This window comes from Paraburkholderia youngii, from assembly GCF_013366925.1.
GTDB classification, from domain to species: domain Bacteria; phylum Pseudomonadota; class Gammaproteobacteria; order Burkholderiales; family Burkholderiaceae; genus Paraburkholderia; species Paraburkholderia youngii.
Window position 1 is genome coordinate 1277490 of the sequence record NZ_JAALDK010000002.1, and the last position, 15693, is coordinate 1293182.

A 15693-nucleotide genomic window follows, 5' to 3' on the forward strand; every position below is an offset into this window, starting at 1 on the left:
GACGACCTTGTCTTTGGCTTAGAAAGCGCTTCGGCATCGGCCGCAAATTCTCGTTTTGAATTGCGTATTGCGAAGGCAATTCAATACGCATATCCCGATACCAAATCCGAATAGATCAATATCGAAATAGGGATTGGACGAATCAAAGCGATCGAAATTACTATATTTTCATAATATCAAAGCAGACAAATACAAACAGAGACGGCAGTTCCGGGACATAACCCAAGGAGGCACGGTGACGGGCATTCAGCTCAACGGCGTGACAAAGCGGTATGGCGAGACGGAAGTGATCACCGGTCTCGACCTGAACATCCATGAAGGCGAATTCCTCGTCTTTCTCGGCCCGTCCGGTTGCGGCAAGTCGACGCTGCTACGCATGATCGCCGGGCTGGAGGCCGTCAGCGAAGGGCAGATCAGCATCGGTGGCCGCGAGGTCACGCACCTGCCGCCGGCGAGGCGCGACGTCGCGATGGTGTTTCAGCACTACGCGCTCTATCCGCACATGACGGTCTACGACAACATGGCGTTCGGCTTGCGCAACTCGGGCGTCGTCGCGAGCGAGATCAACCGGCGCATTACCGAGGCCGCTCGCATGCTCGAACTCGATGCGCTGCTCACGCGCCGCCCCGCGCAACTGTCGGGTGGTCAGCGTCAGCGGGTCGCGATTGGCCGCGCGGTGGTCAAGGAACCGGAAGCGTTCCTGTTCGATGAGCCGTTGTCGAACCTCGATGCGGCGTTGCGCACGCGTACCCGGGTCGAACTGGCGCGGATCCATCGGCGCCTCAGCTCGACGATGGTCTTCGTCACACACGACCAGATCGAAGCGATGACGCTCGCCACACGCATCGTCGTGATGAACCGCGGCCGCATCGAGCAGATCGGCGCGCCGCTCGATATCTACCGGCGTCCGGCCACGCGCTTCGTGGCCGGCTTCATCGGCGCACCGGCAATGAACTTCATCGATGTCGAACCGGCCGGCGAAAACGGCGGCCGTTTGCGCGTGCGCCTGCCCGTCGACAACGTCGTGATTCCGACCACGATCGCGGCCGGCAGATTGCCTCCGGGCCAACTCACGCTCGGCATCCGCGCCGAGCATGTGGTGATCGACGCGGCCGGCGCGCTCAATGGGCGCGCCGAATTCATCGAGCGCCTCGGCGACCGTTCGCTCGCGCACGTGAGTCTGGCCAGCAATCAGCTGATCGTCATCGAGATTCCGCGCGAGTACGAATTGCAGCCCGGCGACCCGCTACGTATGAATCTCGATGCTGCCCATCTGCATCTGTTCGACGCCAACGGGAGCGCGCATCATGGCGGCTGATCGCCCGCTGACGGCCGGTCTGCCGAAAGCGCGGCAGCGCCGTTTCAACTATCCCCTCGCGTCCTGGTCGAACGGGCTGTTCGTATTGCCGTTCGTGATCGTCTACGTGCTGTTGCTGGTCGTGCCGCTTATGTACGGCTGGTGGCTGAGCTTGCAGAACGTCGATCTGCTCGGTGGCACGTCCGAGTTCATCGGCCTGAAGAACTATCTAGACCTCGCGTCCGATCCGATCTTTCGCGGCGCCGTGCGCAACACGTTCTACTTCGTGTTCATGACCGTGCCGATGTTCGTCGCGCTCGGTCTTGCGCTCGCGCTCGTGCTCAATCGGCCGGGCCGATTTTGCGCCGCGCTGCGTGCGATCTTCTTCGGTTCGTCGGTGCTGTCGGTGACGATCGTCACGCTCGTCTGGAAGCTGGTATTGATGCCGGGTCATGGGCTGCTGGCCGACGTCAGCCGCGCGCTCAACATCCCCGAGTACGTGCCGCTCGTCCATGAAGCCACGGCGCTGCCGATGATCGCGATCGTCACCGTGTGGTGGATCGTGGGCCTGCCGATGATGCTGTTTCTCGCCGCGCTTCAGCAGATCCCGCAGGAGTTATACGAAGCGGCTGCGCTCGATAACGCGACCCGTTGGCGCACCTTCGTAGCGATCACGCTGCCGTCGATCCGGCGCACCGTCGCGCTAGTTGCGGTGATCGAAGCGGTGTTCCAGTTCCAGCTGTTCGGTCAGGCGCAATTGCTGACCGGCGGCGGACCGAACAATGCATCGCGACCGCTCGTCCAGTTCATTTACGAATCCGGCTTTCGCCAATGGTTGTTCGGCTATTCGGCTGCCGCGGCCCAGGTGCTGTTCGCGCTGATGCTGCTAGGTATCGCCGTGCAGTCATGGATCGTACGCAGAAAGGACCCCGCATGAGTACCGCCGCAATGCAATCCGCTTCGAATCCGGCCGGTCCCGAACGTTCGCGCGGTTCGTTAGCCGGTCGTCTCGGCGAGCGCGTGATGCTGGGCGCCGTGGTGCTGCTCGCGCTCGTGTGGATCGCGCCGCTGGTCTGGGTGTTCGCGCTGTCGTTCAAGCCGAACGCCTTCCTGCAGCAGCATACCGATGTGCTGTTCTCGCCGCCGTTCACGCTGCAGAACTACGCCAGCATCATCGGCACCTCAGCTGTCGGCGGCTGGTTGGTCAACAGCGCGATCGTCGCGCTGGGCCAGACCCTGCTGACGCTCGTCATCGCGTCGCTCGCTGGCTACGGCTTCGCGCGCACGACCTTTCCAGGCAAGCGCTGGCTTTACGTGGTCTGCCTCGCCGGGCTCGCGGTTCCCGAGCAGGCGCTCGTGATTCCGCTGCATAGCCTGTTCGCGTCGCTCGACTGGCACAACACCTATGGCGCACTGATCATGCCGCGGCTCGCGTCACCGTTCGGCGTGTACCTGATGACCCAGTACTTCAAGGCCGTGCCGGTCGAAATCGAGGAAGCCGCGCTGCTCGACAACGCGTCGCGCTTCAAGGTGTTCTGGCGCATCGTGCTGCCGCTGTCGATTCCGGCACAGGCGACGCTTGCGATCTTCACCTTCCTCAGCGCGTGGAACGACTACCTGTGGCCGCTCGTGTCGGCGTCGAAGCCGGAGATGTATACGTTGACGATCGGCCTGGCATCGACGCAAGGCAATTTCGCGCAGTCCGAGGGCATTGGCTACCTGATGGCGCAAGCCGTGTTCGCGGGCCTGCCGATCTTCGTGCTGTACCTGTTTTTCCAGAAGTACATCGTGGCCGCCGTTGCGGGCACCACGGTGCGCTGAACCGCTGGCCGATGTTTCCAGACATCGGCGCCTTGCTTGAAAAGAACCGGTCACTCCGGTAACCCATAGCGGCCGCGCGGTGTCGATCGGAAATACGCGGCTCATCGAGTATTCGACAGGAGACAACCATGAAGAGATCGCTCGTACGCGGTGCGCTTTTGCTTGCCTTGCTGAGTCTGACGGCCGGCCTCGCGGCTCCCGCTCAGGCCAAAACCGAAATTACGCTATCGCGCTTTTTCGGCGCCTGCGACGCTGAATACGGCAATGTGAACGACGTGAGCAAGGCCGCGGGTGAGTGCGGAATCATCACGACGCTGGTCAATGAGTTCAATGCGACGAACAAGGAAGACATCGTCGTCAAGCCGCAGATCATCGAATGGTCTCCTTACTATACGCAGATCGATGCGCGCATTCTGAGTCACGACGTACCGACGATCTCGGTCATGCACGAAGCAGTGCTCGGCGACTATGTGAAGCGCAAGCTCGTCGAACCGCTCGACACCGGGTTCAAATCGGTGGGGATCGATACGAAGGACTTCACGGATCACGCGCGCCGCGGCGTCACGTTCGACGACAAAACCTACGCGTTGCCGTTCGACACGCATTCGTGGCTGTGGCATATCAACATCAATCTGTTCAGGAAGGCGGGTCTCGTCGACGCGAGCGGCAAGCCGATCCTGCCGAGCACGCCCGACGAACTGCTGAAGCAGGCGAAACAGTTCAAGGACAAGACCGGTCTGCCGTACCTCACGATGCCGATCGCCAACGAGAGCGCCGCGCAGACCCGCTCGTTGTACACGATGGTCTATCAGCAGAACGGTACGCTCTTCCCGTCGGGCCCGACAAAAATCGATCCGCGCGTCAAGCCCGTGACCAATGCGCTGCAATTGCTGGATGGGCTGATGAAGGCGGGCGATATCACCCCGAACCTCGACTACGGTGCGTCGAACCAGGCGTTCATGAACGGCAAGGCAGGGGTGCTGATCTGCGGCACATGGGTGATCGAGGACTTGACCAATCTGTCGAAGAAAGCCGATTCGCCGCTCGCCAACAACGGCTACGAGGTCGTGCCGTTCCCGAACCTGTTCCAGAAGAAAGCGGTGTGGGCCGATGGCCACTCATGGGTCATGCTCAAGGGCGGCGCGAAAGACGACAAGAGCCGCCACGCCGCGTTCGTGTTCCTCAAGTTCCTCTACGACCACGACGCCGACTGGGCCCGCACCGGGCATCTGCCGGCGCGGCAGTCGGTCGTCGATAGCGCGGCGTTCAACGCGTTGCCGCATCGCGCGGAGATCAAGGAGATCTCGTCCACCGGCTATGCGCTGCCGAACACGGTGCCGCGCCAGTTCGCGATTCAGGAGATCGTCGGCAGCGAGGTCAGCAACATGTTGACCTCGGGCAAGCCGATCGCCGCCGTCGAACAGGATGCGCAAGATCGCGTCAACAAGCTGCTGTCCAGGTAGTGGCCGCGCGCCTGACCCGAACTCAACGGAACCTCACCGAACCCAACCGAGCTCAAAAGCCGGCGTGCCGCATCGCGCGGCACGCGCAGGCGATCTCACCACAGGACCTATCACAATGATTACCTCCCGCCTTGTCGTCGACCGGGATTTCGTCGTCGCGGACCTTGACCGGCGCTTGTTCGGTACGTTCGTCGAACATATGGGCCGCTGCGTCTATACCGGCATCTATGAGCCGGATCACCCCGACGCGGATGAGCGTGGCTATCGAAAAGACGTGATGGCGCTCACGCGCGAACTCGGGCCGACGATCGTCCGTTACCCCGGCGGCAATTTTCTGTCGGGCTATAACTGGGAAGACGGTGTCGGCCCGAAGGCGCAAAGGCCGAAGCGGCTCGATCTCGCGTGGTATTCGGTCGAGACCAATCAGTTCGGCACCAACGAATTCATCGACTGGTGCCGCGAGCTCGATATCGAGCCTATGTACGGAGTCAATCTCGGCACGCGTGGACCGGACGAAGCGCGCCATTTCGTCGAGTACTGCAATCACCCCGGCGGCACCGCGCTATCGGACTTGCGTCACGAACATGGTTATGCGAAGCCGCACGACATCAAGTTCTGGTGTCTCGGCAACGAGATGGACGGCCCCTGGCAAATCGGCCGCAAGACCGCCGACGAGTACGGCCGTGTCGCGCTCGAAACGGCCAAACTGATGCGTGCGGTCGATCCCACCATTCAACTCGCGGCGTGCGGCTCGTCGACCCATGACATGCCGACCTATGGAGCATGGGAAGATCGCGTGCTCGAACACTGCTTCGATCAGGTCGACTTCATCTCCTTGCACACGTACTTCGAGAACCGTCATGACTCGACCGCGGAATTCTTCGGCAACATCGACGTGATGGATCTGTTCATCAAGGAGATCGTCGCTGTTGCGGACAGCGTGGCGGCGCGCAAGCATTCGAGCAAACGCATCATGCTGTCGTTCGATGAATGGAATGTCTGGTACAAGGCGCGCTCGATCAACGATCTGCGCAAACCGGGCTGGCCAAGCGCACCGCGCCTGATCGAGGAGGTCTACAACGCCGAGGACGCGCTGGTGGTCGGCGGCGCACTGATCACGATGATGAACAACGCGGATCGCGTCAAAACGGCGTGCCTCGCGCAACTCGTCAACGTGATCGGACCGATCATGACCGAGCCGGGCGGAGCCGCCTGGCGGCAGACGATCTTTTATCCGTTCTCGCAGGCGTCGAAGTTCGGTCACGGCCGCGTGCTCAAGCCGGTGATCGAATCGCCGGCCTACGAGGCCGAGACCTTTTCCGAAATCGCCTACCTGTGCGCCGCCGTAGTCGACGACCGCGCGAGCGGCACCACGACGATCTTCGCGTTGAACCGGCACCTGACCGACGAGATGGACCTCAGCATCGAATTGCGCGGCCTCGGCGTGGAGCGCACGCTCGATCACGCGCTCGAACTTCACCACCCGAACATGAAGGCGGTGAATACGCGCGAAGCGCCGCTGACGGTCGTGCCCGCAACCAACGAGAAGATCTCGGTCGATGGCGAGAAACTGACGGCGCGCCTGAAGCCGGGTTCGTGGAACGTGATCGTCACGACTGCGGCAAAGCGCGGCTAGGTGGTTCGCACGGGAAGTCTACGAAGGAGGGGTGATGTTCGAGCGTGAGCCCGTCGTAGGGACGATGACCGCGCAGGTCGCGCGGATCGTCGGCATGAGGATCGTCTCGGGCGAATTCGGCCCTGGTGATCTGCTCCCTGTCGAAAGCGAGTTGTGCACCGAGTACCGTGTGAGTCGCACGACCGTGCGCGAGGCGATCAAACAGCTCACCGGCAAGCGCCTGATCGAAGTGACGCCGAAGATCGGCACGCGCGTGTTGCCGTTCTCGGACTGGAATCTGCTCGACCGTGACGTGCTCGCGTGGCGGCTCAATGCGCAATTCGATTCGAAGATCGTCGAGGACATCTTCGAGATGCGCATTTGTTTCGAGCCGCGCGCGAGCTTTCTGGCGGCGCGGCACGGCAGCGACGACGACCTTCAGCTGATCGAGCGCCGCTATCGCGAGCTGGCGAGCGCTTATGCTTCGCCGTCGGCGCATTCGGATGTGCGCGCGGTGAGCGAAGCGGTGCTGGAATTTCATATGGCGATCATCGCGATGTCGCAGAACGGCATGTTCATTACGATCGGCAGTGCGATCAAGGCGGCGTTGCGGGTGTCGTCGGAGATGCTGCTGCGGCAGGCGGCGCGGCCGAGCGAAGATATCGAGCTGCATGACGCGGTGCGTCGCCGGATCGTTGCGCGCGAGCCGGAGGCCGCGTCCGCCGCGATGACGCGTCTGCTCGAAGCATCGCGCGAAAGGATGCTGCGCTACACGATCAGCCCGAAAGACGTGGTGTGGCGCGAGCGTTAGAAGACGTGGGCGGATCGGGCGCATACCGCTCGCGCAACTCGACGTGTCGCTGCGCCTGGAGATTCGGAAAAATCCGGGCTACGGCATTGTTTCCAATGCTTTCTTCAGTCGCGCGACTGCCTCGTCGGATTCCTGCTGGATTCTCGTTCGAACGAACAAGACATTTAACACCGCAAACCACAGTGTCGGTGCGCGGTACACGAACTCGCGCTCGAATCGTGTCCCGGACGCTACGGGCGTCAGAGCGTAGCTCACTGTGCCTGCTGGCTTCCCGTCTATCGTGCCGACAATCGCCCATTTGCGCGGACGGTCCCGTACGGCGACGGTCCACAGGACGCTTCCCCGGCGACCCGCCACGCGAAATTCTTCCGCAACCTGTTCACCAACGTTTAACGAGTGGTCGATCGCCCCTCTTACCGATAGCGAAGACGGATGCCAGCGGGGCCAGTGAGCGGGTGTCGTTACGTAGTCGAAAACCACCGTATCCGGTCGCTCGATCGAGATCACGGTGGCAATCCTCGTCGTAAGATTGACCAGCCGAGGCAACGGGACGGCAAGCAGTGCAGCGACCGCGACGACTGCCAGGACCGCGCTCATCCATTTCGATGGCCATTTCATCCGGGACTCGAGAAGTACGGCTTCGTCGTCGCCGTGGTCACCGGCTTTCAATGCTTCAGGCAAGTGTCGGCGTTCTTCCACGTGCAGACGTCGAGTCCCGTGTGAATGACCGGAGGCACGGACTTCCCTTCCGCGAGGTCACGCATGACCATCGCGGCGCGGTAGCCCATTTCCTCGGGCCGCTGGCCGACGAGCACATTCACCTTGCGGTCCTTGAGCGCCTGCAGTTCGGGCCCGAGCGTGTCAGCCGAGACGATCACGAATTTGCCGTTTTTGATCTTGTCCATGATCGGGGCGACGACCTGCGAAAAGGCCTGCGGAGCGAAGAGCGGCCAGCCGCCCGCCAGCAGAAAGGCGTCGAGGCCCGTGGGGTTGGCGGTCAGCGTGTCCTGCATCATCTGGTTCGCCTTCGCGGCGTCGTCGTTCACGTAGAGCGGACAGCCACTGATCTCATGCCAGCCGTTCTCGCCAGCGAGCTTGGTGACGCCTTTCTTGCCGGATAGCACGTCGCGTGCGCCCTGGGCCCGCTGATTGATGTTCTCCGCTGCCGGATTGCCCATCACGAGGCAGACGTTGCCGCCTTTCGGCATCAGCATCTTCAACTGCTCGCCAAGCTTGGCGCCCAGCTCGTAGTTGTCGGTGCCGACATAGCTCTTGCGCAGCGACGCATCCTTCGGCAGCAGATCGGCATCCGCAGTGATGACCGGGACCGATCCGCCGCGGCGGCGCAGCACCTCCGCCACAGCCGGCGCGTTCGCGGGCGAGATCGCCATGCTCGCGACGCCCTTGGTCAGCAGGTCGTCGATGATCTGCACCTGCGCGCTCTCGTCGGCCGCGGTCGCGGGACCGGTGTAATAACAGTTGTAGCCTTGCTTGTTGAGTTCCTTGTTCGCCCGTTCGCATCCCTGATGCATAAGGTCGAAGTACGGGTTGTCGAGACCCTTGACGACCAGCGCAAGGGTCTTATCGGCCGCAAAGCCCGGGGACGCCAGCATCGCGAGTCCTCCAGCCGCAGCAAGACACATCCACAGTTTTTTCATAGCTTCCTCCTGTTCGGCGCCGGCTCTACGGTGCCCATGTCGGCTTACACAGTCTTCGTAACGCGTCCCGCGTCCTGCGCACGGGCTCGAAAGCGGCCAATGCGTCCAGAGACATTTCAATCCGCTTGCCGCTCGCCACCGAGCCGGTTGAAGAGCACTGCGACGACAATGAAGCTGCCGACGACCGTGCCCTGCCAAAACGCGTCGACGCCGAGCAGGATCAGACTGTTGCGGATGACCTCGATGAGCGCCGCGCCGACGATCGTGCCGAAGGCGCTGCCAACCCCGCCGATCAGATTGGTCCCACCGACCACGGTGGCCGCGATCACGCGCAGCTCGTCGCCCGTGCCGAGGCCTGTCGTGACTGCGCCCAGCCAGCCGACTTCGAGAATCGCCGCGACGCCCGCCATCAGGCCGCAGAGCACGTAGACGCTGCAAACGATGCGGCGTACCGGTACGCCGGTGAGAGTCGCCGCATGACGGTTGCCGCCGATCGCGAACACGTAGCGGCCCCAGCGCGTCCAGCCGAACGCGAACCAGAACAACAGCCCAAGCAGGATCAGGAACCACACCGGATTGGCGACGCCGAGCGTGGCGCCGCCGCCGAGCGCGAGGAGTTTGCTGCCGTCGGGGCCGAAATCGAAAATGGTCCGGCTGCGGGAAATCACGAGTGCGAGGCTGCGGCCGACGCTCAGCATGGCGAGCGTCACGACGAAAGGCTGCATGCCGAGATACGCGATCAGCAAGCCGTTGACGAGGCCGACCAGCCCGGCGGTCAATAGTCCCATGCCGATGCCGGCCCAGATCGGGTAGCCCGCGTTCATGACGACCGAGAGCACGATACCGCTGATGCCGATGGTCGAGCCAACCGAAATGTCGATGCCGCCCGTGACGATCACCGCCATCATTCCCAGCGCCACGATGGCGACGAAGGCGAAGTTTCGCGTAACGTTGAAAAGATTCTCGGAGGTCGCGAAGGTCGAGGTCGCAATCGATAGGGCGATACAGGCAACGATCGTTGCCAGAACGACCCAGAACACCTGGCTTGCGAGTAGTCCCGACCAGCGAGTATGCGTCCTCGCGGACTGTGGATCATCGAGCAATGGCGGCATTGTGGGGGGCCTTCGCGACGCGTCGTTCAATGTGGGGCTCCGATGCAAGGCAGTTTCAGGCAGCGGCGATGGCGCCGGTGATGAGACCAGTCACCTCTTCCGGGGAGGACGTTTCGGTCTTCTTGTCCGCGACCTTGCGCCCGCGCCGCATGACAACCACCCGGTGGGCGACGGCGAATACGTCAGGCATGCGGTGGCTGATGAGGATGACGGCGATACCGTGTTCGGACAGGCGTTTGATGAGATCAAGCACCTCGGCGACCTGGCGGACGCTGATCGCGGCGGTCGGCTCGTCCATGAGGACGAGCCTCGCTTCGGAGAGGCGCGTGCGGGCGATGGCCACCGCTTGCCGCTGCCCTCCCGACATTTGCCTGACGAGGTCGCGCGGGCGCGTCTCGGACTTCAGTTGCTTGAACAGATCACCCGCACGCCGATACATGGTCGCGTGATCGAGCACGCGGATAGGTCCGAACCCGATCCGCAGTTCGCGGCCAAGGAAGACGTTGGCGGCTGCCGTTAGATTGTCGCAAAGCGCGAGGTCCTGATAGACGACCTCGATGCCGCGCGTGCGGGCGTCGATCGGCTTGTTGAAATGCACGGGATTTCCATCGATGAGAATGTCACCGTGCGAAGGCGGAAAGTTGCCGGCGACCACCTTCACCAATGTCGATTTCCCGGCCCCGTTATCGCCCATGAGCCCGACCACCTCGCCTGGCTCCAGGCTGAGCGTCACGTCGATCAGGGCCTGAATGGCGCCGAAATGTCTGGAAACGCCTCTGAGCTCGAGAAGACTCATAGACTGTCGCGTTCGCTGGGTGGAGGCGCCCACTGCATTGGCTGGGCGGCCAGTAGACGTACGAGGTAGGTAGATGTTTTTTAGTGCACGATGCGGCTTTTAGCAAGGCACTTTAGCCACCTGCCGAACTCGCTCATCTGCCGTGCCCCCTTCACTTCATCACTATGCAGATAGATCGACGTCGTCGACTCTGAAGCAACCGGTCGTGGCAAGTCGTGGCTTCGGAATTCTTCTTGTAGAGCGGGAATATTCGAAGTCCTGCGGTCGTTTAGCTTGCGGCGATGTCTCGCCAGTGCCGAGGAGGGTAGCTATGTCTCTGATCTCGCGTGGTCTCAAGGCGGCTGTGATTGTGCTCGCCGCCGGTTTCACAATCGGGCATGCCGCTGCTGATGATGCCTATGTCGTCAAACCGCTCGTGTCCAACGTGGCAGGCGCTGCCCCGAAGGTCGACGGTGTTTTGCAGAACGCCTGGGGTATTGCCTTTAGTCCGGCAGGAAGTCCATTCTGGATCAACGACAATGCCACCGGCTGCTCCACGCTGTATGACGGCGAGGGGACCAAGGTGACGACGCTGCAGGTCGCCATTCCGCTGCCAGGCAACGTGATACCGGCTGGCGCTTGTCATCCCGTCCTTCCGAAGTCTCCACCGAATCCCACGCCCGCGGCGCCAACCGGGATTGTATGGAATCCTTCGTCTGCGTTTCTCGTGCCAGGTACCAAGATCCCGGCCATATTCATCTTCGCAACTGAAGATGGCACGATTTCCGCTTGGGCCGGTGGGTTGAATCCGGCGAACAACGCCGTGATCGCGGTCGATAACTCGTCCAATCCCTCCGCCGCCAGTGGGGCTGTCTACAAGGCGCTCGTCTTCGGAGTGAATGCGCAAGGCGGATTCCTGTTTGCGACGAACTTCCGTTCGGGTCGGATCGATGTATTTGGGCCGAACGGTTCAGACGGCCTGTTCACGCCTGCGACGACCGACGGCGGCTTCGTCGACCCGAACATCCCAGCCGGCTATGCGCCGTTTGGCATCGCGAACATCGATGGGGATCTTTTCGTCACCTACGCAAAGCAGAACAAAGAGAAGCACGACGACGATGCAGGACGCGGTCGTGGATTCGTCGATGTATTCGATACCGACGGCCACCTGCTGCGTCGCTTTGCAAGCCGAGGGACGCTCGACTCGCCGTGGGGTATCACGCGCGCATCGTTTGCGTTCGGCCGCTTCAGCGGCAAGATTCTCATTGGCAACTTCGGCGATGGTCGAATCAATGTCTTCGACAATGACGGCGGGTTCGTCGATCAGTTGGAGAATGAGTTCGGCAATCCACTGGCAATCGACGGGCTGTGGACTCTGACACTCGGTGGCGGCCGCAATTCGAGCCCGGACACGCTGTACTTCTCGGCCGGTCCTAACAAGGAGACAAATGGACTTTTCGGGATCATCGCTCCGGCAAGCGGCTCCAGGGAGCGAGTCGCGGACCATTGACGAAGTTCGGGACGAAGGACCTTGCCTCAGCCGGTCGCGGAACTCGCCAGACGTGACCGGCTGCCTCCGGACTGAGCTTTACTCACGGGTCTGGTTATCCACTGGATCGAATGGACTAAACTTCAGTCGTTGCGTCGATGCAGAGGCAGCGGATAGCCGATCAAAGACCAGGACAGCGGCACCGGATACGCAAAACGCGCCACCTGTTAGGCAAAACATGCCATCGGCTGACGGCGCCATCATGCCGACGGCTGTGAATAGTGGCGGTGAGTACTGAAAGAACGGGGTATGGCAGGTTTGCATCATGAAGGGGAAGGTTCTGTTTGCCGTGCTGCTGCTTGGCGCGATTGATTGCGCTGCGGAGCCAGGTTATTACAACACGTGCGCTGCGTATCCGGCTTATCCGTGTGAGTTCTATGCCGGGTGCCCGTCTCGCGGCCAGCCATGTGTATTCCTTGGCGGCGATTTCCGCCGCTTCCACGACTTTGACCATGGCGACGGCTTTCACCATGGGTTCCACGGTCGCAGTACTCAGTTCGAGCAGGGCGGGGGCCACAGCGGCGGTCACGGCGCACGCAACTAGGCACCGGCACAGCAGTCTATCGACGAAAATTCACACGAGCAGAGTGATGCACGCGCTGTCGCAACTGGGCATAGCCCTTGCCATCGTGTGCATGTCGGTGTTGTTTGTCCCGTATCAGGTCGCCGTGCCTCGCAAATCTCTAATGTGCTGATAGACGGTGGCACGTCCCATCCCCAACACATTCGCGACGTAGTTGGCAGCGCTTTTCCCCTTGAACGCCCCTTCGGCCCACAGCGCTTCGACGATCTCGCGACGATGGTCGCGAGTCAGCGAATTCAGGGCCAACTGACGTTCCTGGAGCCATGTGTGAAGGAACGTGTTGATGCGTTCCTGCCAGTCGTCCTTGAACAGCTCTTCGGGCTGCTTCACGACGCCGGCGCCGGAGATCACACGATCGATCACATGTTTGATGTCTTCGAACACGGCGATGTTGTAGTTCACGCACATCACGCCGACAGCGCTACCGGCATCGTCGAACAACACCGTGCTGACGCACCGCATCCGCCTCCCATCCCAATTGATTTTTTCATACGGCCCGACCGTACCGGACTCCGCGGAATGGTCGATCTCTTCCAACGCGGAGTCGTCGCCGAGTTCGCGTTTCGACAGATTATTGGCGATGTAGGCGATCGTTTGACTTTGCAGGTCATGAATGACGATTTCGACGTACGGGAAAAACAACAGCGCAATGCCATCGGCGACACGGCTGTAGCGATCCAGAAGTAGCCGACGTGCGGCCGTTGTCTTGGGCTTTCGCATAGGGGATAGATGCTTGCAGCTTTCTGAAAGTCCACTTGGGTGGGCGACGGTATGGAAGGTCCGAAAACGTTCGGCATTTTGCCACGAGCGATGCGGTACTTCTGCTCGATGGCACGACGACCAGCATGTTGGCGAACGGCCTTTGCCATTGCTCCGGCGGCATGGTGCGATCTGGCGCGTCGGCAAGATCGTGGCGATTACTTACATGCCCGCTCGAGCAGTCAGATATTTGAACAGTTCATAGGCAATCGCGACGTCTTCAAGACCCAGCCCGATCGAGCGGAAAAACGCATGCTTTCGATAGGACGGTTTGGTCGCTTCGCCGCACATGAGTTCGGCGAGATCGCCCAGCACGGCTTCTGGACGCCAGCCATGATGTTGCGAAGCCAGCTTCATCTCGCCCGCGCTGGCCGGGGTGGTGCGACGGTAGTCGCAATAGACGTCCATGTCGGCGAGCCATGCGGGCGGAATCTCATGAGCGTTCGCCACGTTGGTGCTGATAGACGTGATGAGCGCTGGCTTGCCAAGCATATTTTCGTGCAGCACCGGGGTGCCGGACGAGGTACACAGCGCAACGACGTCGGCGTCGGCGACACAGTCTTCGATCCTTGCACAGATGGACACTCTTTCATCGAGCGCCGGAAGCTGCGCACGTTTTTCGGTGTCGTTCGCAAGCCCGGGCGAAAACAACCAGATCGATTGCCACGGCCGCGTCGACGCCAGATGGCGCACATGAGCCCGTCCGACCGCCCCTGCGCCGACAATCGCGAGCTGGCGCGCATGATCGGCGGCGAGTTGCTGTACCGCGAGTGCGGTCGCTCCGGCGGTGCGCTCGATCGTCAGCAAGCCTGAATCGCACCACATCAGCGGTTGCCCCGTTTCCATCGACATCAATGCCGTCCACGCGGTAATGATGGGCTTCGCCTGCGTGACGATGTACGGCGACAGCTTCGCGCCGAACACCTTCGCGTCCGCCATCACGCCCAGATATGTGATGAAGTCGCCAGCGTTCTGCGGGAAAAGAGTCAGCGTCTGCGGAGGTTGCACTGCCATGTGGCTTCCCAGCGCGCGAAACATCTGTGCCAGCACGCTGCGCACGTCGAGGTGAGGTAGCGCCTCGCGAACGGTTTGCTGGTCGACGATGAGGGGCATTGTGTTTTCTGACTGGATCATTGAACTGCGCTCCACAACGGTGCCGGTGCTCCGGCGGTGAGGTGATTCTAAGTCAAACTGTCCAGTCTGGACATTTATTTTGAAAATTGCTTGCTTTTATATTTGTCCAGAATAGACTGTCAATCCAGAACAGGTGTGAGGCCGGCGCGTCAGCTGCCTCATGCGATGTCTCGGAGCGGGTCGGTCAACCGTCGCGCATGCCCTCAATCGTCGTCGCCCAAACACCAGGGGACCTTTTATGTTTCGGAAGCTTCAACTTTCACTTATCGTCGCCGCTGCGTTGGTGGGCTCGCTTGGGACCGTCGGCGTGCAGGCTCAGGACACCTTGCGCTTCGGCATCGAGGCAGCCTACCCGCCGTTCGAAAGCAAGTCGCCGAGCGGGCAATTGCAGGGCTTCGACGTCGACGTCGGCAATGCGGTCTGCACGAAGCTGGGCGTGAAGTGCGTGTGGGTCGAAAACGCGTTCGATGGACTGATTCCCGCGTTGGAAGCCCGCAAATTCGACGTAATCAATTCCGCGATGAACATCACGGACAAGCGCAAGCAATCGATTGAATTCACGAAGCCGATCTATATCGTGCCGATCGTGATGGTGGCCAGACGTGGCTCCGGCCTGTTGCCCGACGTGAAAAGTCTGCAGGGCAAACGGGTAGGCGTGTTGCAGGGGTCCTCGCAGGAGGATTTCCTCAAAGCTCATTGGGCGAATGCCGGCGTAACGGTCGTCTCGTACCAGGACCAGGATCAGGTGTACGCCGACTTGCTCGGCGGGCGCCTCGACGCTGCCGTTCAGGAAGCGCAAACTGCGCAGGACGGTTTCCTCGGTAAGCCCGCGGGCCACGAGTATGCGATCGTCGGCAAGCCGCTCAGCGATCCGGCAACGCTCGGCGAGGGCACCGGCTGGGGCTTGCGCAAGGCCGACAAGGCGCTGGTCGCGAAAGTCAATGCCGCACTCGACGCGCTGAAGAAAGACGGCACGCTGAGCAGTCTTTCGCAGAAGTATTTCAACAACGACATCATCGCGAAGTAACGGGTCCACGAGCCGGCGCCAGAGGTTTCGCGCCGGCTTGCTGCGCAAAATGCGGCAGCCCGGCGTCCAGTCCTGACAGAAAAAGCGAA

General features: G+C 61.4%; 15 protein-coding genes. 9 read left to right on the forward strand and 6 right to left on the reverse strand.

The genetic code is table 11. The annotated features are described in order from the left end of the window. Positions 1–235: 235 nt before the first annotated feature. From G5S42_RS37225 to G5S42_RS37250, 6 genes are all read left to right on the forward strand, one after another. Positions 236–1318: an ABC transporter ATP-binding protein gene (locus G5S42_RS37225; RefSeq protein WP_176111700.1), complete on the forward strand. Its 1083-nt coding sequence runs from the start codon at positions 236–238 to the stop codon at positions 1316–1318. After that, positions 1308–2234, forward strand: a complete 927-nt coding sequence (locus G5S42_RS37230; RefSeq protein ID WP_176111701.1) for a carbohydrate ABC transporter permease — start codon at positions 1308–1310, stop codon at positions 2232–2234. Before G5S42_RS37225 ends, G5S42_RS37230 begins: the two co-directional genes overlap by 11 nt. Further along, on the forward strand, positions 2231–3118 hold the full coding sequence (locus G5S42_RS37235) for a carbohydrate ABC transporter permease (RefSeq protein ID WP_217710251.1): 888 nt from the start codon (positions 2231–2233) through the stop codon (positions 3116–3118). Before G5S42_RS37230 ends, G5S42_RS37235 begins: the two co-directional genes overlap by 4 nt. A gap of 128 nt (positions 3119–3246) precedes the next feature. Next, positions 3247–4581: an extracellular solute-binding protein gene (locus G5S42_RS37240; RefSeq protein WP_176111702.1), complete on the forward strand. Its 1335-nt coding sequence runs from the start codon at positions 3247–3249 to the stop codon at positions 4579–4581. Positions 4582–4696: 115 nt separating this feature from the next. Further along, the gene (gene arfA / locus G5S42_RS37245; protein ID WP_176111703.1) at positions 4697–6217 is read left to right on the forward strand and encodes an arabinosylfuranosidase ArfA; all 1521 of its coding nucleotides are present in this window, start codon (positions 4697–4699) and stop codon (positions 6215–6217) included. 34 nt (positions 6218–6251) lie between these two features. Next, positions 6252–7007, forward strand: a complete 756-nt coding sequence (locus G5S42_RS37250; protein ID WP_176111704.1) for a FadR/GntR family transcriptional regulator — start codon at positions 6252–6254, stop codon at positions 7005–7007. Between the two features lie 78 nt (positions 7008–7085). Here the strand turns inward: G5S42_RS37250 and G5S42_RS37255 are convergent, their stop codons facing one another. From G5S42_RS37255 to G5S42_RS37270, 4 genes are all read right to left on the reverse strand, one after another. Beyond that, a complete protein-coding gene (locus tag G5S42_RS37255) occupies positions 7086–7625 on the reverse strand; it encodes an SRPBCC family protein (protein WP_176112011.1) in 540 nt (179 codons plus the stop codon). A gap of 47 nt (positions 7626–7672) precedes the next feature. After that, positions 7673–8665 carry a sugar-binding protein gene (locus tag G5S42_RS37260; protein WP_176111705.1) on the reverse strand — a complete coding sequence of 331 codons (993 nt, stop codon included), beginning with the start codon at positions 8663–8665 and terminating at the stop codon, positions 7673–7675. A gap of 116 nt (positions 8666–8781) precedes the next feature. Next, complete coding sequence (locus tag G5S42_RS37265; RefSeq protein WP_312883696.1) at positions 8782–9705, reverse strand: ABC transporter permease; 924 nt, start codon at positions 9703–9705, stop codon at positions 8782–8784. A 127-nt stretch (positions 9706–9832) separates the two neighbouring features. Then, entirely contained in the window at positions 9833–10573 is a 741-nt protein-coding gene (locus tag G5S42_RS37270; RefSeq protein ID WP_176111707.1) for an ATP-binding cassette domain-containing protein, read from the reverse strand. 310 nt (positions 10574–10883) lie between these two features. On the opposite strand from G5S42_RS37270, the gene G5S42_RS37275 reads away from it, so the two are divergent. Both G5S42_RS37275 and G5S42_RS37280 read left to right on the forward strand, forming a co-directional pair. Continuing rightward, a complete protein-coding gene (locus tag G5S42_RS37275) occupies positions 10884–12062 on the forward strand; it encodes a TIGR03118 family protein (RefSeq protein ID WP_176111708.1) in 1179 nt (392 codons plus the stop codon). A 304-nt stretch (positions 12063–12366) separates the two neighbouring features. After that, on the forward strand, positions 12367–12645 hold the full coding sequence (locus G5S42_RS37280) for a hypothetical protein (RefSeq protein ID WP_176111709.1): 279 nt from the start codon (positions 12367–12369) through the stop codon (positions 12643–12645). 114 nt (positions 12646–12759) lie between these two features. On the opposite strand, the gene G5S42_RS37285 is transcribed toward G5S42_RS37280, so the two are convergent. Further along, on the reverse strand, positions 12760–13404 hold the full coding sequence (locus tag G5S42_RS37285; protein ID WP_008923557.1) for a helix-turn-helix transcriptional regulator: 645 nt from the start codon (positions 13402–13404) through the stop codon (positions 12760–12762). 201 nt (positions 13405–13605) lie between these two features. Beyond that, a complete protein-coding gene (locus G5S42_RS37290) occupies positions 13606–14577 on the reverse strand; it encodes an ornithine cyclodeaminase family protein (protein WP_176111710.1) in 972 nt (323 codons plus the stop codon). 238 nt (positions 14578–14815) lie between these two features. Between G5S42_RS37290 and G5S42_RS37295 the strand changes: the two genes are divergently transcribed. Continuing rightward, complete coding sequence (locus G5S42_RS37295) at positions 14816–15604, forward strand: ABC transporter substrate-binding protein (RefSeq protein WP_176111711.1); 789 nt, start codon at positions 14816–14818, stop codon at positions 15602–15604. The last annotated feature ends 89 nt before the right edge of the window (positions 15605–15693 follow it).

What these genes read in the sequence shown, in the direction of transcription:
- G5S42_RS37260 (WP_176111705.1), bottom strand. Translation starts at nt 8,665, where the DNA reads ATGAAAAAACTGTGGATGTGTCTTGCTGCGGCTGGAGGACTCGCGATG.
- G5S42_RS37280 (WP_176111709.1), top strand. Translation starts at nt 12,367, where the DNA reads ATGAAGGGGAAGGTTCTGTTTGCCGTGCTGCTGCTTGGCGCGATTGAT.
- arfA (WP_176111703.1), top strand. Translation starts at nt 4,697, where the DNA reads ATGATTACCTCCCGCCTTGTCGTCGACCGGGATTTCGTCGTCGCGGAC.
- G5S42_RS37230 (WP_176111701.1), top strand. Translation starts at nt 1,308, where the DNA reads ATGGCGGCTGATCGCCCGCTGACGGCCGGTCTGCCGAAAGCGCGGCAG.
- G5S42_RS37290 (WP_176111710.1), bottom strand. Translation starts at nt 14,577, where the DNA reads ATGATCCAGTCAGAAAACACAATGCCCCTCATCGTCGACCAGCAAACC.
- G5S42_RS37255 (WP_176112011.1), bottom strand. Translation starts at nt 7,625, where the DNA reads ATGAAATGGCCATCGAAATGGATGAGCGCGGTCCTGGCAGTCGTCGCG.
- G5S42_RS37275 (WP_176111708.1), top strand. Translation starts at nt 10,884, where the DNA reads ATGTCTCTGATCTCGCGTGGTCTCAAGGCGGCTGTGATTGTGCTCGCC.
- G5S42_RS37250 (WP_176111704.1), top strand. Translation starts at nt 6,252, where the DNA reads ATGTTCGAGCGTGAGCCCGTCGTAGGGACGATGACCGCGCAGGTCGCG.
- G5S42_RS37270 (WP_176111707.1), bottom strand. Translation starts at nt 10,573, where the DNA reads ATGAGTCTTCTCGAGCTCAGAGGCGTTTCCAGACATTTCGGCGCCATT.
- G5S42_RS37240 (WP_176111702.1), top strand. Translation starts at nt 3,247, where the DNA reads ATGAAGAGATCGCTCGTACGCGGTGCGCTTTTGCTTGCCTTGCTGAGT.
- G5S42_RS37285 (WP_008923557.1), bottom strand. Translation starts at nt 13,404, where the DNA reads ATGCGAAAGCCCAAGACAACGGCCGCACGTCGGCTACTTCTGGATCGC.
- G5S42_RS37295 (WP_176111711.1), top strand. Translation starts at nt 14,816, where the DNA reads ATGTTTCGGAAGCTTCAACTTTCACTTATCGTCGCCGCTGCGTTGGTG.
- G5S42_RS37235 (WP_217710251.1), top strand. Translation starts at nt 2,231, where the DNA reads ATGAGTACCGCCGCAATGCAATCCGCTTCGAATCCGGCCGGTCCCGAA.